Origin of the sequence: Cryobacterium sp. TMN-39-2, assembly GCF_004402745.1 — a bacterium.
Lineage (GTDB): Bacteria > Actinomycetota > Actinomycetes > Actinomycetales > Microbacteriaceae > Cryobacterium > Cryobacterium zongtaii.
Genome location: NZ_SOFX01000034.1, coordinates 165,687 through 187,665 on the forward strand (window position 1 = coordinate 165,687; position 21,979 = coordinate 187,665).

A 21,979-nucleotide genomic window follows, 5' to 3' on the forward strand; every position below is an offset into this window, starting at 1 on the left:
GCCGCGGGGGAGGGCAGGGCTCGGCTACGCCAGGGCGGCGGCCTCGTGCGCCTGGCGGGCGGCGTCGAGAGCGTCGAGTTTCTCGGCGAGACGATCCAGCACCGCGTCGCGGTCGCCCAGCCACTCGGGCAACCACACCCGCTCCACGGCCGGCCAGCCCATCAGCCTGGAGAGCACCTCGACGGGCAGGCCGTCCCGGTCCGAGACCGTGCGGCGGGCGGCCCAGGTGGGGCCGTCGAGCAGCACGGCCATCACCGGATGCCCGGGCGCCCCGGTCGTGGCCACACTGAGGTCCACCCGGAAGTCGGACAGCCCCACGTCCGCCTGCACCGCGAAGCCGCGCTCGCGCAGGGCCTCGGCGATCTCCTCCCGGTGCCGGTCCAACGCCCCGGACTGGCGCAGCGGAGTGGCGAGCCCGTCGGCGCCGCCGGCGGCCAGGTCCAGGTAGGCCCGCAGGTCTTTCACCCCGGCCGAGATGGTCTCCTCGGCGCGCAGGTCGGCGGGCGCGAAGCTGCTGAACACGATCACCTGGCGCCGGGCCCGGGTGATCGCCACGTTCAGGCGCCGTTCGCCGCCGGGCAGGTTGAGCGGACCGAAGTTCAGCGGCAGCCGGCCCGAGGCATCCGCGCTGAACGCCGTGGAGAACAGGATGGTGTCGCGCTCGTCACCCTGCACGTTCTCCAGGTTCTTGACGAACAGGCCGTCGGTGTCGGTGTCGAGGGCGTGCACGATGCGCTCATCGCCGCTGTCGCGGAGGCTGCCCTCGATGAGGGCCCGCTGCTGAACGTTGAAGGTGATCACGCCGATGGACGGGGTCTCTTCGGGCTCGGCGGCGAACCTGGCCAGGATCTCGGCGACGATGGCCTGGGCCTCGACCGGGTTGGTGCGCAGCGACTTGCCCTTACCGCTGCGGAGGAACTGACCGTCGACCCGGCGGAGGCTCACACCGTAGCCCGCGGAGCCGGAGCCGGCATCCGTGCCCGCACCGTGGTGCGGAGCCGGGAACGAGGACAACCGGTCACGGTAGTACGCGCGGTTACTGAAGGCGATCAGCGACTCGTCCTGGCTGCGATAGTGCCAGGACAGCCACTTGCTGGGTACCTGCGCCTGCACGCACTCCGACAGGATCGACTCCTCGTCGCGCACGAACTCGAGGGTGTCGCCGTCCTCCTCGCCGGAGCCGATGGTCGACTCCGCGAACGAGGTGGGCGGCATCTGCTTGCTGTCACCCACGACGACCACCGACCGGGCCCTCCCCATGGCGCCGACGGCGTCGGACACCCGCACCTGGGAAGCCTCGTCGAAGACCACGATGTCGAACAGGCCGGCCTGGGCGGGGAAGAACCTGGCCACCGACTCCGGGCTCATCAGCATGCACGGCAGGATGTCGGTGATCAGGTCGCCGAACTCGTGCATGAGCTCACGCACTCCCATGCCGCCGCGCTGCCGGTCCAGCTGCCGTTTGAGCAGGCCGAGCCGGGCCGCCGTCTCGGTGCCCGGGTTCCCGGAGTCGCCGGCGGCGTCCGGGGTCGCGCCGATGGTGCGCCGCCGCAAGACGCTGTACGGGATGAAGGTGGGCAGGTGCCGGCGCACCGCACCGGATGACGTGGTGAAGCGGGTGATCGAACGGTTCTGGGCGGCGGCGTCGAACTGGTCCAGGGTGGTGGCCGAGCCGCGTTCGGCGACGGATGCCGTGGCGAGCCCCTTCTCGAACGCCAGACCGGCGTCGTCGGCGTCGACCTCGCCGCGGAGCACAGCGGTGTGCGCGGCCGGGAGCCCGAGCCGGGCCAGCGGTTCGAGGTGCTCGAGCAGGGCGATCCACCGGGTGAGGGTGGGCAGTCCCGGTGCCTGGGCGTCCCGTTCCTCGCGGCCGCGGGACCAGACGGCGACGAGGCCGCCGTCCGCGGCCCAGCCTGCCATGGCGGCCGGTCCGGCGCCGGTGGCCGTCATCACGGCCTGCAGGGCGAGAAGCGCACGGTTCAGTGCGGTGGCGAGTGCGGCATCCGGTTCGGTGCTGGCATCGAGGTAACCGCGCAGGGCGGCCACGAAGTCAACGCTGAGGTCGCGGTGCTCGGATGCGACGACACCACCGGCCCAGCGCAGCCAGGCCAGGCGGGCGGCGAGCTCGTCGCGGCCGGTCGGGCCGGTCTGCGTAGTCTGCCCGGTCTGCCCGGTCTGCGCCGGAGCAACCGGCGCGGAGCCGACCAGGGGGTTCCAATCATCCGCGATGCTCACGCCATCCACGGCCAGCACCAGGCCGCGCAGGGCGTGCAGCCGGGCCTGGCTGTCGGCGAGCTGGCCGGTGACGGTGGTGAGGGAGCCGAGGGGCAGCTTTGCCCCTGGCCGCATCTCCGCGGCCAGCCGCGCGAGCACGGCCTTCCGTCGGCCGCGACGGCCGAAGAAGCTCGAGGCATCCGCCGCCTGCGCGTCCCGGTGCAGGGCCGCGGCGTCCAGCCGCAGTGCGCCGGGTTCGAGCACGGTCAGTGCCGGGTGTTCGGCCTGCACAAAGGTGCCGGTGGCCTGTTCGGCGGCGGCCGCGGCCGTGGCCCAATCCGGGGAGCGGGTGCCGTCCAGGGTGACCAGCGGCACCCGGTCGGCGGCGGCGAGACTGCTCAACGTGACGAATTCGGTAGGGCTCGCCGCGGCGGCCACGACGCTCGCCGCGGCGCCAGAGCCGGCCGTCTCGTCGGCGCGGGGGAGCGCGGCCAGGGCTTCGTCGAGCTCCAGCGCGGCGCGGGCAACGGTCGCCAGGTCGAGGGGGCCGGCGGGAGGCGTGGTGATGAACGCCCACGGATGCTGCGGCCGCGGCCGGGCCGGATCGGTCACATCGGGCAGATCCCGCAGCATCCGCCGCAGCTCGTCGAGCTCGTCGGCCGTGATGCGCGCAGGCAGGTCGGCCGGCACGGGCAGGGCCCGCACGTCGACGTCGGCGGTGAGCTGTGCGGTGCGGGCGGAGTAGAAGGACAGGCCGGCGCCGTTCTGTTCGTGCAACCTATCGGTGTACCTGGCCAAGCTGCGCCGGGCGGTGCCGAGCACGTCGAGGTCGTTCTTCAGCCCCTGGCCGTCCACCGTCACCTCGTGTTCGAGAGCCTGCCGGATTTGGGCTCGCACCGTGGCGGGCTTGCTGGCCTTGTCGTGCAGGTCGAGCGCGAACGGGCCCATGCCCACCTCGTTCAGCCGGGCCTGCACCACCTGCAGGGCCGCGCGTTTTTCCGCGACGAACAGCACCTTCTTTCCCTCATAGACCGCGCGGGTGAGGAGGTTGGTGATGGTCTGCGACTTGCCGGTGCCGGGTGGGCCCTCGAGCACGAAGGTGCGCTCGGCGATGGCCTCGGCCACGGCGGCCAGCTGCGACGAGTCGCCGGGCACCGGGCACTCGGCGCCGAGAGCATCGAGGTCGGCGGGCGCAGGCAGGGCCACCGGGTCGACGAACGGCTGGGTGGGGGTATGCACGAGGTGGCTCACCAGGGAGTTCTCGGCCAGGGTCTGCCAGTTCTCGTCGAGGTCCTTCCAGAGGCGGAACTTGGCGAACTGCAGGATCGACAGGTCGAGGGTCTCCTCGACCCGGTAGGGCAAACCGGCCGCCAGCAACGCCTCGCGGGTGGCGCGGAACGCGGCGGCCAGGTCGATTCCGGTCGCGTCGGCGGCCGGGGTCGCCAGGACGTCGATCGTGAGGCCGTGCAGCTGCCGAAGCTTCTCGAGCAGGCAGTAGTTGGGCGTGGACGCCCCGGCCTCGTCGAGCCGGACCCGGTAGTCGCCGCCGCGGCCGGCCGGTTCGAGCACCACCGGAACGAGCACCAGGGGGCTGCGGAGCTCCCGGTCGTTCGCGGTCCAGACCAGCGAGCCGAAGGCCAGGTAGAGATTGTTGGCGCCGGTCTCCTGCACCACGGTGCGGGCCTTGTAGGCCAGTGCCCGCAGCTTGGTGGCGTAGGCGGCGTCGGTGACGTCGGCGTACACGGCCTTCTTGTCGGCGAGCAGGGCCGCGAGCTGGTCGGCGGGCAGATCCCGGCCGAATCGGATGCCGCGCTCCCGGTCGGTCGTCGTCATCCGGTCGGCGGGCAGCAGGGTCAGCCCGGCACCATCGGTGACGAGGTCTTCGACGCCGGCCAGGTGCTGGTCGGGCACCGTCAGGGCCAGGGCGCCGCGTTCGGTGAAGTTGATCAGCCGGTTGCGCAAGCTCAGGTCGAGCAGGGCGTTCTTCCACTGCGAGATACGCGGCGGCGTGCTCGAGGAGTGGCCGGACGGGGCGCCTGCGGTGGCCGCGTCGGCCGCATCTTTCGCGGCCGCATCCGTTTCATTGACGGCGACGGGCCCGCCGGGCGAGGCCCCGGCCGGCCGGTATTCGGTGACGACCACGGTGCCGTCGCCGGTCACGGTGCGCGCCGGCAGCGGCAGGATGTGGGTGCGCCGCGACTGCACCACGTCGACCACTCCGATCACGGTGGCCAGGTCCGCGAGCCAGTCCAGATACGGCGAGCGCTGGGCCTGGGCGAAGGTGACCGGAGTGCCGGTGTCACGGTCGGTGACCTGGGTGGTCTCCACGAGCCGGATCAGGTCGAGATCGATGAGGTTGATCACCTCGGCCACGTCGGTGAGCGCGGGCGCGCCGAGGGTCTCCTCTTCGCGCCAGTAGCCGAGGAATGCGTGCCCGGCGACCACCCAGAGCAGCGGATGCAACCCGGCCTGCTCGAGGGCGGCGGCCATCACCACGACGGTGTCGAGGCAGGTGCCGACGCCACCCGACGTGCCCTCGCCGGTCGTGGTGCCCAGCACCTCGCCGGGCGTGCGCACCTTCTGGCCGTCGTCCGACCAGCTGGCCGGCGGGGTGGCGTAGCGGATGGTGCGGGCCCGCATGGCCACGAACACCGCCTCGACCACCTGGTCGACCCTGTCCGGGCCCGACTGGTAGCCGGGCATGGCCGCCGACCCGGTGCGGGCCTCGAGCGCGGCAGCGGCCTCGGCGAGCAGGGTGGCTATCTCGGGGTGGTTGGGCAGCACGTGCGCCGAGAGCATCTCCAGCGCCAGGTCCACCGGCTGGGCGATCCACTGCTGGGCGGCGAGCAGCTGGATGGGCTCGCCCGCCTCGGCGACGACGACGCCGGCCACGAGCAGGCTGGCCCGGATCTCGGCCGGGCGCTGCTCCTCGATGAGCAGCATCGCGGCGGGGTCGACGGTCAGGGAGACATCCGTAAAGGTCAAGGTGCGCTCAGCGGCGAGGTCCACGAGCAGATCACGGGCGGTGCCGAGGGTGTCGCCGGCGCTGAACACCTCGAGCCGCAGCACGGCCTCCCGCACGGCGGGCCCGCGGTTGTCGACGCCCACCCGGCCGACCACGTTGATGCGATTGTGCGCCAGGGCATAGCTGAGCACCGGCGTCGCGGTGAGCGAGATGGTGATGTCGCCGTTCGTGGCCGGGCGGCCCGTATTCAGTGCGGTCGAGTCCAGTGCGGTCGAGTCTGGTGCAGCTGAGTCCAGGGTGGTCGAGTCCGGGCCGGTCGAATCCATGGGTGCTCCTCGTGTCGTGCGGGTTGGTGCTGGTGTTACTCGGCCCCCGTGCGGGGGACCATTCAATCATCGGCGAGTGTGAGCCCGACGTGGTGCACCCCGTGCCCGAACGAACCGGTGTGTCCGGTGTCACGCCCGCGCTCCCGCCGGGGAGGGGAACCCGATCCGAACGGGGTGGCCGAACTCTGCTAAGATCTTGAGGTTGCCGTTCAACGGCCGCGGATAAAGAGAGCTCAGGCATTCTGCCCCGAGCACCGCGCAGTGAGAGAAAGGGGATCCCATCTATGGCACTCGAAGCTAATGCTAAGAAGGCGATCATCGAAAAGTACGCTACCCACCCGGGCGACACGGGTTCCCCCGAAGTCCAGATTGCAATGCTCACGCAGCGCATTCTTGACCTCACGGAACACCTCAAAGAGCACAAGCACGACCACCACTCGCGTCGTGGCCTGCTCCTCCTGGTTGGTCAGCGTCGCCGTCTGCTCGGCTACCTGTCCGACGTGGACATCAGCCGCTACCGCTCGCTCATCGAGCGTCTCGGCCTGCGCCGCTAGGTAGTAGCCGAATGGTTCGCTGATAACGCGATCTTCTTCGAAACGGGCCGTCACCCTTGAGGTGGCGGCCCGTTTTGTGTACCCCGGATGCCGTCAGGCCGCCGCTGTCAGGCCGGCTCGGCCGCCGAGTCCAGTGCCCGGGTGTAATAACCCCACGGGAACGTCGTCTCGCCCACCAGACGCCAGCCCTCGGCCTCGAGGTGTCGTCTAGCCGCGTTTCCCGGTGTCCACAGCAGCCGGCGGTGCTCCCACTGCCGGTCCGAGGCCTCCAGCACGTGGTAGAGCGTGCCGTAATCCACGACGTGCCAGCCGCGGCGGCCCTCGATCGCCAGTATGGCCATCTCGTCGAACGCGGTGACCGGGCTGAGCACCTTGCGGCGCGGATGCCCGGGCTCGCCGTCGTGTGCGGCCGCGGCCGGGCCGGCGGAGCCTGTTTGGCTCGCCGAGGAGAATCGCTGCTGGGCGGCCTGCCGGCTTACCCCGAGCACCCGGCCCAGGGCGTCCCAGCTGTGCCCGGCGGCCCGCGCGCCGTTGATCGAGTCCCGCAGCAATCGGCTGGTTTCCTCCGCGGCGGTGCGGCTGGCACCGACCAGACGGAGGTACGCATCCGGGTCGCTCTCGAGGTCGGCGCGGAGACCGGTCGGGCTGCCGAGCACCGCTTCGGCGACCGCGTCGCGCACCGCGGCGGCCTCTGCGGCCGTCAGCGACGTCGGTGAATGTTCGGGTGTCGGCGCCGTCATCGCTCGTCCGTCCACTGGTCACGACGTTGGGCAAGCCGCTGTCCCGCTCTGTCGGCGTCGGTCGCGTCGCGCAGCGGTTCCAGGTTGTCGAGTGCCACGGTGTCGCGCAGCCTGGCCACCCTCTGGCGGCCGATCTCGGTCCACAGGATGACGGTGACCAGCAGAACGCTGAGCATTCCGGTGAGGAAGCCCAAGACGGAGTCGGCCGGGTCGTGGTCGACGAGGATGGCCGCGGTGGAGAGTGCGACGATCGCCACCACTCCGCCGACCACGGCCGCGGCATACCAGCGCGGGCGGGAAAGGGAACTCTTTGTGTTCATGTGTCAAGGATGCATTGACAGCGAAGTTCTGTCAAGCATTCCTTGACGCACCGGTCTCCCCGTAGCGCCGGACGGGGCAAGCGGTAAGAGTGGAGGGATGAATGACTTCGTCAGCTCACCCGGCGGCGACCCGCGGGGCTTCGACAAGCGGCACCACGGTGCCCCCTCCGGCTTCTTCGAGGCCGAGGCCGCCGGCCTGGCTTGGCTGGCGATACCCGGGGGAGTGCGCACCGCCCAGGTGCTCGACCTCGAGCCCGGGCACATCGTGCTGGAGACCATCGACGAGGTGCCACCCAGCCGGTCGGCCGCGCGAGCGTTCGGCGCGGAGCTGTCGGTGACCCACTCGGCCGGCGCCGCGGCGTTCGGTGCCCCACCCGACAACTGGAGCGGCCCGTTGTTCATCGGTAATCGGAGCCTCCCCAGCGCTTACGAGAGCGACTGGGGAGTGTTCTACGCCCGCTACCGGGTGCTGCCGTACCTGGATATCGCCGTCGACGTGGGCGGGATTACGGCCCGGCAGGCCGAGGCCGTGCACGCGGCCTGCGCGCGCATCGAGGCCGGCGACTTCGATGACGGCGCCCCGCCGGCCCGGATACACGGCGACCTGTGGACCGGCAACGTGTTGTGGTCCGCCGACGGGGTCGTGCTGATCGACCCGGCCGCGCACGGCGGCCACCGCGAAACCGACCTGGCGATGCTCGCCCTGTTCGGCTGCCCGTACCTCGAGGAGATCACCGCGGGCTACGAGTCGGCATCGCGGCTGGTGCCGGGCTGGCGGGCGCGTACGCCGCTGCACCAGCTGCATCCGCTGGCCGTGCACGCGGCCGGACACGGCGCGGCGTACGGCCGGGCACTCGAGCAGGCCGCCGAAGCCGTGCTCGAGCTACCCGCCGCCCGCCCGCCCGCGGAGTGACCGGCCGGGGTGAGGGCTACAGCGTCTGCCCCGCGTGGGTGCCTTCGCGCGCCTCTTCGATCACCTTGGCGTTGAACGCCGGCAGGTCGGCGGGGGTGCGGCTGGAGACCAGGCCCTGGTCCACCACCACTGCCTCATCGACCCAGGTGGCCCCGGCGTTCTGCAGGTCGGTCTTCAGGCTCGGATACGAGGTGAGCGTGCGCCCCTCCACCACGCCGGCCTCGATCAGGATCCAGGCGGCGTGGCAGATCGCCGACACCGGCTTGTGCGCGGCGAAGAAGTCCCGGGTGAAGGAGACCGCGTCCTCGTCCATGCGCAGGTGATCGGCATTGACGACGCCGCCGGGCAGCACGAGAGCGTCGAAGTCGTCGGCTTTGGCCTCGGCGACGGCCAGGTCGACGTACTGCGAGTGGCCCTTCTTGCCCGTGACGCTTTCGGTGGCGGGGGATACCAGCACGGCGGTGGCGCCGGCATCCGTCACGGCCTGCCAGGGGCTGGACAGTTCGCTGTCTTCGTAGCCATCGGTGAGTAGAAAAGCGATGCGCTTGCCGGAAAGCTCGGTGGTCGTCATGGTTCTCTCCCTGTCATCGGTGTTCACGATCGTGTTCGCCGGCCGGGTGAACCGGACGACCATTCCACGGTAGCCACGAGCCGGCGCGCCTGCAGGGAAACTCACGAAACATTGAGGTTGCACCGGCACCCGAATCGGTATCGCTTGCCGGGCCCGGCCCGGCCGGCAGGGCTTTGCAGCGCCGGGTTGGGACTTTTGGTCTGCCACTGGTGGACGTGTCGCCCTAAACTTGAGCTTTACACGGAATGGACACCCCCATGAGTCTCTGGCGCACGAAGAGCATCGAGTCATCGATCGAGGATTCCCTGGAAAAGGGGCACAGCCTTAAACGCACCCTCGGCACCTGGGACCTGATGATCATGGGAGTCGCGGTCGCCGTCGGCGCCGGTATCTTCTCGGTCGGTGCCAAGGCCGCCGGCAGCTACGCCGGACCATCCGTGACGCTCGCCTTCGTGCTCGCCGCCGTCACCTGCGCCCTCGCGATCATGTGTTATGCCGAGTTCGCCTCCGCCGTGCCCGTGGCCGGCTCCGCGTACACCTTCACCTACGCCACCCTGGGCGAGTTGTTGGCCTGGATCATCGGCTGGGACCTGATCCTGGAGATGCTCACCGCCGCGGCAGTGATCGCCAAGTACTGGGGCATCTACCTCAGTAACGTCTTCGCCCTCTGGAACTGGGACATCCCCGCCACCATCAACGTGATCGGGCTCGACGTGAGCTGGGGCGCGTTCGTGATCGTTGCCGTCTTCACCACGCTGTTGGTGCTGGGCACCCAGCTCTCCGCCCGCGTCGCCAGCGTGTTCACCATCATCAAGGTGGCGATCGTGCTCTTCGTCATCGTCGTCGGCGCGTTCTTCATCAACCCGGCCAACTACTCGCCGTTCATCCCCGAGTCGGTGCCCACCACGGATGGCGTCGGCAGCGACGTCTGGACCCAGTCGCTGTTCTCGTTCATGACCGGCGCCGCCCCGGCGCAGTACGGCATCTTCGGCCTGCTCGCCGGCGCCTCCCTGGTGTTCTTCGCCTTCATCGGCTTTGACGTGGTTGCCACCAGCGCCGAAGAGGTCAAGAACCCGCAGAAGACCCTGCCGCGCGGCATCTTCGCCGGCCTGGCCATCGTCACCGTGCTCTATGTCGGTGTCAGCCTCGTACTCACCGGCATGGTGCCGTACACCGTGCTCGCCGATGACCCCAACGCGTCGCTGGCCACCGCCTTCATCGCCGTGGGCGCCGGCTGGGCCGCCCAGGTCATCTCCATCGGCATCCTGGCCGGCCTCACCACGGTGATCATGGTGCTGCTGCTCGGGCTCTCGCGGGTGCTGTTCGCCATGAGCCGCGACGGCCTGCTGCCGCGTTGGCTCAGCGTCACCTCGGAAAAGCGCCGCACGCCGGTGCGCATCCAGATCATCACCGGCGCGGCGGTCGCGCTGATCGCCGGACTCACCGACGTGGGTGTGCTCGAAGAGATGATCAACATCGGCACCCTGTCGGCGTTCGTGCTCGTGAGCATCGCCGTCGTGGTGCTGCGCAAGAAGCGGCCCGACCTCAAGCGCTCGTTCAAGGTGCCGTTGTCGCCGTTCCTGCCGATCCTCTCGGCAGTGCTCTGCTTCTGGCTGATGCTGAACCTCACCACCCTCACCTGGGCGCGTTTCGCGGTCTGGCTGGCCCTCGGCTTCGTCGTCTACTTCGCCTACGGTCGCCGCCACTCCCTGGTGGGCATCAACGCCAAGCTCATCGTCGACGCGACCCGCCGCGAGGAGATCGAACGCGAGGAGCGCTCGCTCAAGGGCAAGTAGCCGCGCAACTGTTCACCAAGGGGACTTCTGCGTCCGGTACGCCGGACGCAGAAGTCCCCTTCGGCACTAGAAGCGAGCGGATGCCGCTAGAGCCGATACAGGCGGGCCTCCCACGGCCGGAGCGCCGCAGAACCGTCACCGGGATAGTTGCCCAGCAGCAGCTCGGCACCGGAGATGTCATCCGGCAGCCATTCGCCCTGCACCGTCAGCGGCGCATCCGACACGTTCGCCAGCACCAGCAACGTCACGCCGTTCAGGATGCGGGTGAACGCGTACAGCTGCTCGTGGTCGGGTTCGATCAGCTCGAACGCTCCGAGCGCCACCACCGGATCGGTGTGCCGCAGCTGGATCAGCCGCTGGTAGAACGCGAACACGCTGCGCGCGGCTGCCCGGTCGGTCGCCACGTTGATGCGCGGAAAATTCGGGTTGGCCGCGAGCCACGGCGTTTCGGTGCTGAACCCGGCGTGGGCCGAGTCGTCCCACTGCATCGGTGTGCGCGCGTTGTCCCGCCCCATGGCGTGCACCCCGGCCAGCACACTCGCCGGCGACTGGTCGAACTGCTCCACGGCCTCCCGGTAGTGGTTGAGTGACTCGATGTCCCGGTAGTGGTCGATGGTGTCGAACGTCACGTTCGTCATGCCGATCTCTTCGCCCTGGTAGATGTAGGGCGTGCCGCGGTGCAGGTGCAGCACCAGCGCCCACAGGGTGGCCGACTCGTACCGGAACTCGGTGTCGTTGCCGAATCGCGACACCAGCCGCGGCTGGTCGTGGTTGTTCAGGTAGAGGCTGTTCCAGCCGGTCTCCGCCAGGCCGACCTGCCAGCGGGCCAGGCTCTGCTTCAGCGGCACCAGGCTGCGCGGCAGCGGGTCGAACTTGTGCGTGCCCTGGTCGAGCGAGACATGCTCGAACTGGAAGATCATGTCGACCTCGGCGCGGGCCGCATCCGTGAACAGCACGGCATCCTGAATGCTCACACCGGGCATCTCGCCCACGGTCAGGTGCTCTCCGGTGCGGCCGGCGAACACCGCCCGGTGCATCTCCTGCAGGTACTCGTGGATCTGCGCGCCCATCGGCGAACCACCCCCGGTCGCCGCGGCCGGCCCGCTCACCAGCTCCACCTGCTTGGCGATGAAGTTGATCACGTCCATCCGGAACCCGTCCACGCCGCGGTCCAGCCACCAGTTCATCATCGAGTAGACCGCCTGGCGCACCTCGGGGTTCTCCCAGTTGAGGTCGGGCTGCTGCGTGGCGAACAGGTGCAGGTAGTACTCACCGGTGGTCTCATCCAGGGTCCAGGCCGGGCCGCTGAAAGCGCTGCCCCAGCCGTTCGGCTCGGCGCCGGCCGCGCCGGGCTGGCGCCACCAGTACCAGTCGCGCTTGGGGTTGTCGATCGACGACCGCGATTCGACGAACCACGGATGCTCGTCGCTGGTGTGGTTGACCACCAGGTCCATCACGATCTTGATGCCGAGCTCATGGGCCTCGGCCAGCAGCAGGTCGAACTCGGCCAGACTGCCGAACACCGGGTCGATGTCCTGGTAGTCGCGGATGTCGTAGCCGTTGTCGTGCTGCGGGGACGGGTAGACCGGCGAGAGCCAGATCGCGTCCACGCCGAGCTCGGCGAGGTAACCGAGCTTGCCGCGCACCCCGCCGAGGTCGCCGACGCCGTCGCCGTTGGAGTCCGCGAAGCTGCGCGGATAGACCTGGTACACCACGGCCGTGGTCCACCACGGCGCCGCGGTGTGCGGGCCGTCCTGGGTGTCGGCGGGGTCAGTGCCGGCGGTGCGGCTGTGCAGATTGGTCACGGGGTCCTCCCTGGCCGGGGCCGGCGCGGGCGAGCGCGGGCGATCCGGTGTCACGCGAATTGGTTTAGCTGCAGAAAAAAGTCGTCCGTCCAATGTAGCGTCCGGTGTTCGGGCGGCACCACTGCGGGGGTGCCGTGGGGTGGTGCGCCAGTCGGTGCGCCGGCGGGGCGGCTATGTCAAGATGAGAGCCAACCCGATTCGGGGGCCAGGAAAGGGCGACCGCGATGTACGGCAGTACCGGGGCCGCGCCATCGATCGGTGACTCCTCGATGGGCCTCGCGCGTGCCGTTCTCATGCACGGCCCGATCTCGCGCAGCGACCTGGGGCGCCGCCTCGGACTGTCCCCGGCGAGTCTCACCCGGCTGAGCAAGCCGTTGTTCGACAGCGGCCTGCTTGTGGAGGTCAGCGACACCCTGATCAGCGGGGTCGGCCGCCCCACCAAGCCGCTGGATGTGCGCCTGGAGGGTCGCCGCTACGTCGGGGTCAAGCTCACCGGCGACAGCGCCTTCGGCGTGCTCACCGACCTGCGCGTGAACGAGCTCTCCTCGGCCCACCGCCGGCTCGACGGCACTGACGTGGCCGGGGTGGTGCGGCAGCTGCGCTCTCTGGTGCTCGAACTCGCCAACGGTGCGCCGATCACGGCACTCGGGGTGACTGTCGGCGGCCAGGTCATCGGCTCCCGGGTCGTCGCCCGGGCGCCGTTCCTGGCCTGGCGTGACGTGGACCTGGCCTCCGCGCTGGAAGCCGGCCTCGGCGTCCCGGTGCTGGTCGAGAATGACGTGGTGGGGCTGGCCGCCGCCGAACAGTGGTTCGGTGCGGGCCGGGGCACCGCCAGCTTCGCCGTGCTCACGATCGGCGTCGGCGTGGGTTACGGGCTCGTGGTCGACGACCGGGTGATCACCACCCGGGACTCCGGCCTCGGCCTCGGCGGACACGTGCCGTTGGATGCGAACGGGCCGCTCTGCGGCAGCGGACACCGGGGCTGCTCGGACGCCATGCTCACCCAGGGCAGCATCCGGGCGCAGGTGAGCGACACCCTGGGCCGGGCGGTGGAGTACGACGAGGCGCTCGCGCTGGCCGCGGCGGGAGTGCCCGTCGCACTGTCCGTCGTCCAGGCCTCGGGACGCGCCCTCGGCCGCCTGGTGGCCCTGATCGCCAACATCGCGATGGTCGACACCGTCGTGCTCTCCGGCGAGGGCATCGGACTGTGCAAGGTGGTGGCGGACGAGATCGTGGCGGCGGCCCACGGGGACCGCGATGCCGAGGCGACGCCGCTGCAGATCACCGTCGACGACAGCGGCACGTCCTCCTGGGCCAGGGGAGCGGCGGCCGTCGCGATCCAGCACACCCTGACCAGGTTCGCCGTGGCGGACTGACCCGACGGGCCGTCAGGACAGCCCTTCCTCCACGCGCGACGCCGGGTCGGGAATAGGATCGGGCCATCCGCCGTTGACACCTATATACATGCAGACGCATTGAGTTTTGGAGGCTGGAAATGCAGTTCGGAATCTTCACGGTCGGGGACCTGACCACCGATCCCACCACGGGTCAGACGCCGACGGAGCACGCCCGCATCAAGGCCATGCTCACCATCGCGCAGAAGGTCGAAGAGGTGGGGCTGGACGTCTTCGCCACCGGCGAGCACCACAACCCGCCGTTCGTACCCTCGTCGCCGACCACGATGCTCGGCTACATCGCGGCCAAAACCGAGCGCATCATCCTCTCCACCGCCACCACACTGATCACCACCAGTGACCCGGTGAAAATCGCCGAGGACTTCGCGATGCTCCAGCACATCGCCGACGGCCGGGTGGACCTCACCCTGGGCCGCGGCAACACCGGCCCGGTCTACCCCTGGTTCGGCCAGGACATCCGCCAGGGCATCCCGCTGGCGCTGGAGAACTACGCTCTGCTGCGCCGGCTCTGGCGTGAGGATTTCGTCGACTGGGAGGGACAGTTCCGCACCCCGCTGCAGGGCTTCCAGTCCACCCCGCGCCCGCTCGACGGTGTGGCGCCGTTCGTCTGGCACGGCAGCATCCGCAGCCCCGAGATCGCCGAGCAGGCCGCGTACTACGGCGACGGTTTCTTCTCGAACCACATCTTCTGGCCGGCCTCGCACACCGCGAAGATGGTCAAGTACTACCGCAACCGGTTCGAGCACTACGGCCACGGCACCGCCGCGCAGGCAATGGTTGGGCTCGGCGGCCAGGTGTTCATGAGCAAGAACTCACAGGATGCCAAGCGTCAGTTCCGGCCGTACTTCGACAACGCCCCGGTCTACGGCAACGGCCCGAGCATGGAGGAGTTCACCTCGCAGACCCCGCTCACCGTCGGCAGCCCACAGGAGGTCATCGACCGCACCCTCGGTTTCCGCGACTACGTCGGCGACTACCAGCGCCAGCTCTGGCTGATGGACCACGCCGGCCTGCCGCTGAAGACCGTGCTCGAGCAGCTCGACCTGCTCGGCGAGGAGGTTGTGCCCGTGCTCCGCAAGGAGTTCGCCAAGAACCGCCCGGCCGACGTGCCGGATGGCCCCACCCACGAATCCCTGGTGTTCGCCGCCTCCCGGGCGCCGGTTGCCGCAGCATCCGCCGGGCGCAATGACCTCGACACCTCCGCCGCCATCGCTCCGCACCGCCGGGCGACCGGTGCCGCCTTCGGCTTGGCCGGCGCCGGCACGACGGGAGCGCAGCGATGACCGAGCGCACCCTGGCGGTCATCTCCGCCGGGCTCAGCCAGCCGTCGTCCACCCGGCTGCTCGCCGACAAGCTCGCCACGGCCACCGTGACGCGGCTGGCCGACGAGGGCGTGAGCACCACGGTGCTGACCTACGAACTGCGTGACTACGCGCAGGACATCATGAACAACATGCTCACCGGGTTCGCCAACCCGCGCCTGGAAGAGATGATCGAGGCCGTCACTGCGGCCGACGGCCTGATCGCCGTCACCCCGATCTTCACCACCAGCTACAGCGGACTGTTCAAGAGTTTCTTCGACGTGATCGACAACCGCTCCCTCACCGACCAGCCGGTGCTGATCGGCGCGACCGCGGGAACGCCGCGGCATTCGCTGGCGCTCGACTACGCGCTGCGGCCGATGTTCACCTACCTGCACTCCGTGGTGGTGCCCACCTCGGTGTTCGCCGCGTCGGAGGACTGGGGCAGCGGTGACGGCGGCCGCGTCGACAGTCGGGTGCAGACCCTGCCGGCCCGGATCGAACGCGCGGCGGGGGAGCTGTCGGCTCTCGTCGCCCGATCCGACCGGTCCAGCCGGGTGCGCGACCCCTTCGAGTTGCCCGCGGACTTCAACCCCGCCGGGATGTTCCCTCCGCGCTAGCAGTTTTCGCCACCACCCGCGGTCCCGCGGTCGTCTCACTCGAGGCGGCCCCGGGGCCGCTGCGGCGTGTCGTCCGTCCGTCCGGACGGCACATGCTCTGCTTCGCGGCACGTGTACTGCTTCACGGCCAGTGTAGGAACCCTGGCCGCCGGGGCGAAGGCGGGCCGCGGCGGCAAAGGCGGGCCGCCGCGAGAAGTAACCTGCGCCGCAAGCGCGACAGTGCGCGGCGAGAGCGCCGGGACCTTCTGCTCTGACAAGGCCTGTGCCGAGGGGGTCAGACTGGAACACGGTGCGCCGGAGAGAGTGCTTCCGCGAGACGGAAGCCGTGACAACCGCGCAGACAGGTCGTCCCATGGTCGCCGTACGTGCAGACACCGCGTCCCCGGATGCCCGCGCCGCGTCCCCGGATGCCCGCGCCATGTTCCCGGCTGCCCGCGCCATAGTCCCGGATGCCCGCGCCATGTTCCCGGATGCCCGCGCCGTGTTCTTCGCCGCCGCACCCGCATATGCGACGACCGCGAACGCCCTTCCCGCTGAAGCAGCCATGCCGGGAGCCCCGGCCGTGGACCTCTCCGTTCGGATCGGCAGCCTCACGCTGCGCACCCCGGTGATGCCGGCCTCCGGCTGCTTCGGCCCGGAACTGGGCGCGCTCATCCCGGTCACCGAACTCGGCGCCACCGTCACCAAGACCGTCTTCGGCTCGGCCCGCGGCGGCAACCCCGTGCACAGGCTCACCGAGATTCCCGCGGGCATGGTCAACAGTGTCGGCATCCCCAGCCATGGCCCGGCCGGCTACCTGGCCTCACTTCATCCGCGCTACGCGGCCCTCGACGTGCCCACCATCATCAGCGTCGGAGGCCACCGGCCGAGCGAGTACGCCCCGGTCGTCGCGGCCCTGGGCGAGAACGGCGCCGCCTTCGAACTGAATGTGTCGTGCCCCAACCTCGACCGGGACGGCACCGACATCGGCTCGGATCCGGCGGCCATCCGCGAGGTGGTCGCCGCCGTGCGCCTCGTCACCGTCAAGCCGATCATCGTGAAGCTGCCGGTGCTGGTGGCCTCGATCGCCGACTGTGCCCGCGCCGCCGAGGAGGCCGGCGCCGACGCCGTCTGCGTGGCCAACTCCATTCCGGCGATGCCGCTGGATGCCCTCACCCGCCGTCCGATTCTCGGCAACGTCATCGGCGGATTGTCCGGGCCGTCGATCAAACCGATCGTGCTGCGGCTGGTCTGGCTGGCCTCCCGGGCGGTGCAGATCCCGGTGATCGCCTGCGGTGGAGTGCAGACCGTTGACGACGCCCTGGACTACTTCTCGGTGGGAGCCAGCGCCGTGCAGGTGGGCACCGCCAGCTTCGCCCGGCCGTTCGCGGCGGTGGAGGTGGCGCGGGGGTTGCGGCAGCGGTGTCAGGACGCCGGGGTCGGCAGTATTCGCGAGTTGCTCGAGTTGGAGGTGTCCTGATGAGCGCTGACGCGAGCCTGGCCTTGGAAGGCGCCCCGTCGCCAGGTCTACTTCGACAGGCTCAGCACGGCGTCGACGAGCTCGACCGGCGGGAGGCGTACCGCCAGAGCCGCGAGGCGGCAGCACGGGCGCGGGCGTTCGCCGAGGCGGATGCCGAGGCGCTCGACGGCCTGGTGTCGGTGCGGCCGCGCCAGACCGTGCCGCGCCCACAACCGGTCTGGGACGACGCCGAGGTGCTCGTGCACGAGCCGGTGGGGGAGCGCTATCGCCGCCTTGTCGTGGCCAGCAGCACCATCGCCCACACCGCGCTGGCCGGACAGTTCCTCATGATCACGGTGCCGCCGCACGCCGGCGACACGATTCTGCTGCCCCGCCCCATGGCCATCCATCGCCGCCGACCGGCGACCGCCGACCGGCCCGGCACCGTGGAAATGATCTACGGCGTCGTGGGCCGCGGCACCCGCGCTCTGGCCGCCGTTCCCGTCGGCGGGACCCTGCAGATCACCGGTCCGCTCGGTCGCGGCTTCGAATTCGACAGCGGCACCCGCTCCGCCTTGCTGATCGGCCGGGGCGTGGGCATCTGCGGCGTGATGGGCGCCGCGGAGGACGCCCGCACAACGGGCATCCGCACCACCATGGTGCTCAGCGGACGCAGCGCCGAGCAGCTGCTCGGCCGCGCCGACTGCGCCGAGCTGGGCGTCCGCATCATCGAGGCCACCGACGACGACGGCTCCAGCGACCTGCTCACACTGCAGAACAGCCTCCGCGCACACTTCGACGGTGCCACCCCCAAGCGCACCGCGCCCGACGTGATCATGGTCTGCGGCGCCGGCGTCCTCGCCAGGCTCGCCGCGGAACTCGGCGCGCACTGGGGGGTACCCGTGCAGGCCTCGCTCGAGGCCCACATGGCGTGCGGGCTCGGCTACTGCCACGGCTGTGCCGCCCCGGTACGCACCGACCCGAGCGTCGAGGGGCCGCTGGTCTGCGCCGACGGGCCGGTCTTCGACGCCCGCATCCCTGTCGTTTAACCCCCGCTCTGCTACGCTTGTTCAGGTGGATCTTCGGATCCATCGGTTATACCCGGAGCAGACTGGCAGGACGCTGGTCCTCGGTGGTGGTTTCCCAACGCTCAGCTCGAGACAGAGCGTGTTGGTGAATTTCTACTGGTGGCCAGCAAGGTCAGCGCCCAACACATGTTCGGCAGCTTGTCCTGCCTGTTCCTGCTCCGATGTCCCACTCGCGCGCCACACGGGCAAACGAGTCTAAACAAAGGAGAGAACCCCCATATGGAGGGTCCAGAAATCACGTTCGCCGAAACCGTTATTGACAACGGCAAGTACGGCAAGCGCACCATCCGTTTCGAAACCGGGCGTCTCGCCCAGCAGGCACAGGGCTCAGCCGCTGCCTACATCGACGAAGAGACCATGCTTCTCTCCGCCACGAGCGCCAGCAAGCAGCCGAAGGACAACTTCGACTTCTTCCCGCTGACCATCGATGTCGAAGAGCGCATGTACGCCGCCGGCCGCATCCCGGGCAGCTTCTTCCGCCGCGAAGGTCGCCCGTCGACCGAAGCGATCCTCACCTGCCGTCTGATCGACCGGCCGCTGCGCCCGTCGTTCGTCGACGGACTGCGCAACGAGATCCAGGTTGTCGTCACCGTTCTGGCCATCGCGCCCGACGAGTACTACGACGTCCTGGCCATCAACGCCGCGTCCATGTCGACCCAGATCGCCGGCCTGCCGTTCTCCGGCCCGATCGGTGGCGTCCGCGTCGCCCTCATCCCCGACGACAACGGCTCCGGCCAGTGGGTCGCCTTCCCGAAGCACTCGCAGGTTGAAGAGGCCGTGTTCAGTATGGTCGTCGCCGGCCGCGTTGTGACGGATGCCGATGGCAGCGAAGACGTCGCGATCATGATGATCGAGGCCGAAGCGACCGACAACGCCTGGACCTTGATCCAGGGCGGCGCCATCAAGCCGAACGAAGAGGTCATCGCCGAGGGCATCGAGGCGTCCAAGCCGTTCATCAAGCAGCTCATCGTCGCCCAGCAGCAGGTGGCCGCCGCGGCCTCCAAGCCCACCGGCAACTACCCGCTGTTCCCGCCGTACACCCCGGAGACCTACGACGCCGTCGCAGCCCTGGCCTACGAGGGACTCAAGGACGTCTACGTCATCGCCGACAAGATCGCGCGTCAGGATGCCGACGACGTGCTCAAGGCATCCGTCAAGACCGCCATCGCGGCCAAGGTCGAAGCCGGCGAGCTGCCCGCAACCGCCAACAACCAGGTCGGCGCGGCGTACAAGTCCGTCACCAAGCTCGTGGTGCGCTCACGCGTGCTCAACGAGGGTGTTCGCATGGACGGACGCGGCCTGGCCGACATCCGCCCGCTCGACGCCGAGGTTGCGGTCATCCCGCGCGTGCACGGTTCCGCTATCTTCCAGCGCGGCGAGACCCAGATCCTGGGTGTCACCACGCTGAACATGCTCAAGCTCGAGCAGACCATCGACTCCCTGAGCCCGGTCACCAAGAAGCGTTACATGCACAACTACAACTTCCCGCCCTACTCCACCGGTGAAACCGGTCGGGTCGGTACGCCGAAGCGTCGCGAGATCGGCCACGGAGCGCTCGCTGAGCGTGCCCTGGTTCCCGTGCTGCCCAGCCGTGAGGAATTCCCCTACGCCATCCGTCAGGTCTCCGAGGCGCTCAGCTCCAACGGATCCACCTCGATGGGTTCCGTCTGCGCCTCCACCCTGTCCATGCTGAACGCCGGAGTGCCGCTGCGCGCCCCGGTCGCCGGCATCGCGATGGGCCTCATCTCCGACACCGTCGACGGCAAGACCCGCTACGCGGCTCTGACCGACATCCTCGGTGCCGAAGACGCCCTCGGCGACATGGACTTCAAGGTTGCCGGCACGGCTGAGTTCGTCACCGCGATCCAGCTCGACACCAAGCTCGACGGCATCCCCGCGTCGGTCCTGGCCGGCGCGCTGACGCAGGCGAAGGATGCTCGCACGACGATCCTCGCCGTGCTGAACGCCGCGATCGACAAGCCCGACGAGATGGCACCGACCGCGCCCCGCGTGATCAGCGTGCAGATCCCCGTCGACAAGATCGGCGAGCTCATCGGCCCGAAGGGCAAGATGATCAACTCGATCCAGGACGAGACCGGAGCCGACATCTCGATCGAGGAAGACGGCACCGTGTACATCGGCGCCGTCGATGGTCCGTCGGCCGAGGCCGCTCGCATCATGGTCAACTCCGTCGCGAACCCCACCAACCCCGAGGTTGGCGAGCAGTTCCTCGGAACTGTCGTGAAGATCGCCGCTTTCGGCGCCTTCGTCTCGCTCCTCCCGGGCAAGGACGGCCTGCTGCACATCTCTGAGGTGCGCAAGCTCGCCGGCGGCAAGCGCGTGGAGAACGTCGAAGACGTCCTCGGCGTGGGCCAGAAGGTCCTCGTCGAGATCACCAAGATTGACGACCGCGGCAAGCTTTCGCTCGCCCCGGTCCTCGCCGATGAAGCCGACACGCACGGTCGTGACGCTGCATCCGAGGGACCCGAAGCTCCGGCCGAAGGTTAGTCACTAGTTCTGCCGGCCACCTCTCGCCAGGTGTGCCGGTCAGACGGAAGGCCCGTCCTGCTTCGGCAGGGCGGGCCTTTTCGCGTCTGCGGAATGCAGCTAGCCCGACCTGGGCTGCACGCCCCGCTCCAGCAGGGGAACGATGCGATACGGGATGAGCTCGCCCATCGCGAGGGAGGTCTCGGTGCGTTCGACGCCCTCGCAGGCGAGGATCGTGCGGTCGATCCTGAACAGGTCTTCGGAGTCGGCGCAGGCCACCCGCACCAGCAGATCCGCTGCGCCGCTCATGCCGTGCGCCTGCACGATCTCGGGGATGCGGCTGAGCTCGGCGATGATGTCGGCGGCGCGCTTTTGCACGATGTGGACCTCGATGAACGCGGTCAGCGGATAGCCGAGCACGGCCGGACTGACCCGGCGATCGAAGTCGAGAAACACCCGGGACTCCTCGAGCCGGCTCATCCGGGCCTGCACGGTGTTGCGGGAGAGCCCGAGCGTGTTGGCGAGCCCCACATAGGTGCTGTCGGGGGTGGCGCACAGCGCACGGAGCAACTCGAGATCGACTCTGTCCAAGTGGTGCATACTGCCTGACCGTAGCATGCGCGCTGGCCCCTGAACAGGGCACAGTGCACACCGTGACCCACATTCGCTGCGCGGGCGGGAAGTCCACACCGGTCAGGGTGCGGCAAGGCGACGATTCGCCCAGGGTTGACCGGGCCGACGCCGCACGGAAGAGTGGTCGGATGGACGACACCCGCCAGACCCTGACTCCCGCTCAAACCCGATCGGTGCTCTCCGGGGGTGATTTCCTGCATCTGGAGGGAACGCTGTATGCCACCTACCGCACGGCCGATTTCGCCGCGGCCGTGCACCTGGTGGATGCCGTCGCTGCCGACGCCGACGCCCAGAATCATCACCCAGACGTGAAACTGGGTTACGGGTCCGTGGAGTTCGAGCTCACGAGCCACGATGTGGGTGGCATCACCCAACGGGATCTGCGGCTCGCCCAGCGCATCCAGGAACTCGCCGCCGAGCAGGAGGCGCACGCCACCCGTCTGGTGCCCAGCCGCGCCGACGTGGCCATCGACTGCACCGACGCCGAGGCCGTGCGCCCATTCTGGCGGGTGGGGCTGGGTTATGTGGAGTCCGGTCCCGCGGACGACATCGAACTGCGTGATCCTCGCGGCGGTGGCCCCAAGGTGTGGTTCCAGCACATGGAGATCCAACGCACCGAGCGCAACCGCATCCACCTCGACGTGTACGTGCCCGTCGCCGACTGTGAGGACCGGGTGCAGGACATCATCGACGTCGGGGGAGTGCTGCTCACCGACGAACACGCCCCGGACTGGTGGGTGCTCGCCGACCCAGAGGGCAACGAGCTCTGCGTGTGCAGCTGGGACGCCTGACC

At 69.5% G+C, this 21,979-nt stretch carries 16 protein-coding genes; 10 read left to right on the forward strand and 6 right to left on the reverse strand.

The window, feature by feature from the left end; translation table 11 throughout:
• Nucleotides 1-24 precede the first annotated feature (24 nt).
• The gene (locus E3O57_RS13165) at nucleotides 25-5,505 is read right to left on the reverse strand and encodes a DUF4011 domain-containing protein (protein ID WP_103480100.1); all 5,481 of its coding nucleotides are present in this window, start codon (nucleotides 5,503-5,505) and stop codon (nucleotides 25-27) included.
• 284 nt (nucleotides 5,506-5,789) lie between these two features.
• On the opposite strand from E3O57_RS13165, the gene rpsO reads away from it, so the two are divergent.
• On the forward strand, nucleotides 5,790-6,059 hold the full coding sequence (gene rpsO / locus E3O57_RS13170) for a 30S ribosomal protein S15 (RefSeq protein WP_088455691.1): 270 nt from the start codon (nucleotides 5,790-5,792) through the stop codon (nucleotides 6,057-6,059).
• A gap of 107 nt (nucleotides 6,060-6,166) precedes the next feature.
• Here the strand turns inward: rpsO and E3O57_RS13175 are convergent, their stop codons facing one another.
• Both E3O57_RS13175 and E3O57_RS13180 read right to left on the reverse strand, forming a co-directional pair.
• Nucleotides 6,167-6,799: a hypothetical protein gene (locus E3O57_RS13175; RefSeq protein WP_088455692.1), complete on the reverse strand. Its 633-nt coding sequence runs from the start codon at nucleotides 6,797-6,799 to the stop codon at nucleotides 6,167-6,169.
• Nucleotides 6,796-7,119 (reverse strand): hypothetical protein, encoded by a 324-nt coding sequence (locus tag E3O57_RS13180; RefSeq protein ID WP_103480099.1) that lies wholly within the window; start codon nucleotides 7,117-7,119, stop codon nucleotides 6,796-6,798. The genes E3O57_RS13175 and E3O57_RS13180 overlap by 4 nt, the downstream gene beginning before the upstream one ends.
• Before the next feature lie 97 nt (nucleotides 7,120-7,216).
• On the opposite strand from E3O57_RS13180, the gene E3O57_RS13185 reads away from it, so the two are divergent.
• Nucleotides 7,217-8,032 (forward strand): fructosamine kinase family protein, encoded by an 816-nt coding sequence (locus E3O57_RS13185; RefSeq protein ID WP_103480098.1) that lies wholly within the window; start codon nucleotides 7,217-7,219, stop codon nucleotides 8,030-8,032.
• Between the two features lie 16 nt (nucleotides 8,033-8,048).
• On the opposite strand, the gene E3O57_RS13190 is transcribed toward E3O57_RS13185, so the two are convergent.
• Complete coding sequence (locus E3O57_RS13190; protein ID WP_103480191.1) at nucleotides 8,049-8,603, reverse strand: type 1 glutamine amidotransferase domain-containing protein; 555 nt, start codon at nucleotides 8,601-8,603, stop codon at nucleotides 8,049-8,051.
• A 257-nt stretch (nucleotides 8,604-8,860) separates the two neighbouring features.
• Between E3O57_RS13190 and E3O57_RS13195 the strand changes: the two genes are divergently transcribed.
• Entirely contained in the window at nucleotides 8,861-10,399 is a 1,539-nt protein-coding gene (locus E3O57_RS13195; protein ID WP_088455695.1) for an amino acid permease, read from the forward strand.
• Nucleotides 10,400-10,485: 86 nt separating this feature from the next.
• Here E3O57_RS13195 and E3O57_RS13200 read toward each other — a convergent pair whose 3' ends face one another.
• Nucleotides 10,486-12,195: an alpha-glucosidase gene (locus E3O57_RS13200; protein ID WP_103480190.1), complete on the reverse strand. Its 1,710-nt coding sequence runs from the start codon at nucleotides 12,193-12,195 to the stop codon at nucleotides 10,486-10,488.
• Nucleotides 12,196-12,428: 233 nt separating this feature from the next.
• On the opposite strand from E3O57_RS13200, the gene E3O57_RS13205 reads away from it, so the two are divergent.
• The 6 genes from E3O57_RS13205 to E3O57_RS13230 all read left to right on the forward strand — a co-directional run bounded on the left by E3O57_RS13205 (nucleotide 12,429) and on the right by E3O57_RS13230 (nucleotide 20,574).
• Nucleotides 12,429-13,580, forward strand: a complete 1,152-nt coding sequence (locus E3O57_RS13205) for an ROK family transcriptional regulator (protein ID WP_103480097.1) — start codon at nucleotides 12,429-12,431, stop codon at nucleotides 13,578-13,580.
• 119 nt (nucleotides 13,581-13,699) lie between these two features.
• Nucleotides 13,700-14,902: an LLM class flavin-dependent oxidoreductase gene (locus tag E3O57_RS13210; RefSeq protein ID WP_103459447.1), complete on the forward strand. Its 1,203-nt coding sequence runs from the start codon at nucleotides 13,700-13,702 to the stop codon at nucleotides 14,900-14,902.
• The gene (locus E3O57_RS13215) at nucleotides 14,899-15,540 is read left to right on the forward strand and encodes an FMN reductase (RefSeq protein WP_088455698.1); all 642 of its coding nucleotides are present in this window, start codon (nucleotides 14,899-14,901) and stop codon (nucleotides 15,538-15,540) included. The genes E3O57_RS13210 and E3O57_RS13215 overlap by 4 nt, the downstream gene beginning before the upstream one ends.
• Before the next feature lie 352 nt (nucleotides 15,541-15,892).
• On the forward strand, nucleotides 15,893-16,999 hold the full coding sequence (locus tag E3O57_RS13220; protein ID WP_198416833.1) for a dihydroorotate dehydrogenase: 1,107 nt from the start codon (nucleotides 15,893-15,895) through the stop codon (nucleotides 16,997-16,999).
• Nucleotides 16,999-18,027 carry a dihydroorotate oxidase electron transfer subunit gene (locus E3O57_RS13225; protein WP_103480096.1) on the forward strand — a complete coding sequence of 343 codons (1,029 nt, stop codon included), beginning with the start codon at nucleotides 16,999-17,001 and terminating at the stop codon, nucleotides 18,025-18,027. Before E3O57_RS13220 ends, E3O57_RS13225 begins: the two co-directional genes overlap by 1 nt.
• Nucleotides 18,028-18,285: 258 nt before the next feature.
• Nucleotides 18,286-20,574 (forward strand): polyribonucleotide nucleotidyltransferase, encoded by a 2,289-nt coding sequence (locus E3O57_RS13230; RefSeq protein ID WP_088455701.1) that lies wholly within the window; start codon nucleotides 18,286-18,288, stop codon nucleotides 20,572-20,574.
• Nucleotides 20,575-20,673: 99 nt separating this feature from the next.
• On the opposite strand, the gene E3O57_RS13235 is transcribed toward E3O57_RS13230, so the two are convergent.
• Nucleotides 20,674-21,153, reverse strand: a complete 480-nt coding sequence (locus tag E3O57_RS13235; RefSeq protein ID WP_088455702.1) for an Lrp/AsnC family transcriptional regulator — start codon at nucleotides 21,151-21,153, stop codon at nucleotides 20,674-20,676.
• Nucleotides 21,154-21,314: 161 nt separating this feature from the next.
• Between E3O57_RS13235 and E3O57_RS13240 the strand changes: the two genes are divergently transcribed.
• Nucleotides 21,315-21,977, forward strand: a complete 663-nt coding sequence (locus E3O57_RS13240) for a VOC family protein (protein ID WP_103459444.1) — start codon at nucleotides 21,315-21,317, stop codon at nucleotides 21,975-21,977.
• The last annotated feature ends 2 nt before the right edge of the window (nucleotides 21,978-21,979 follow it).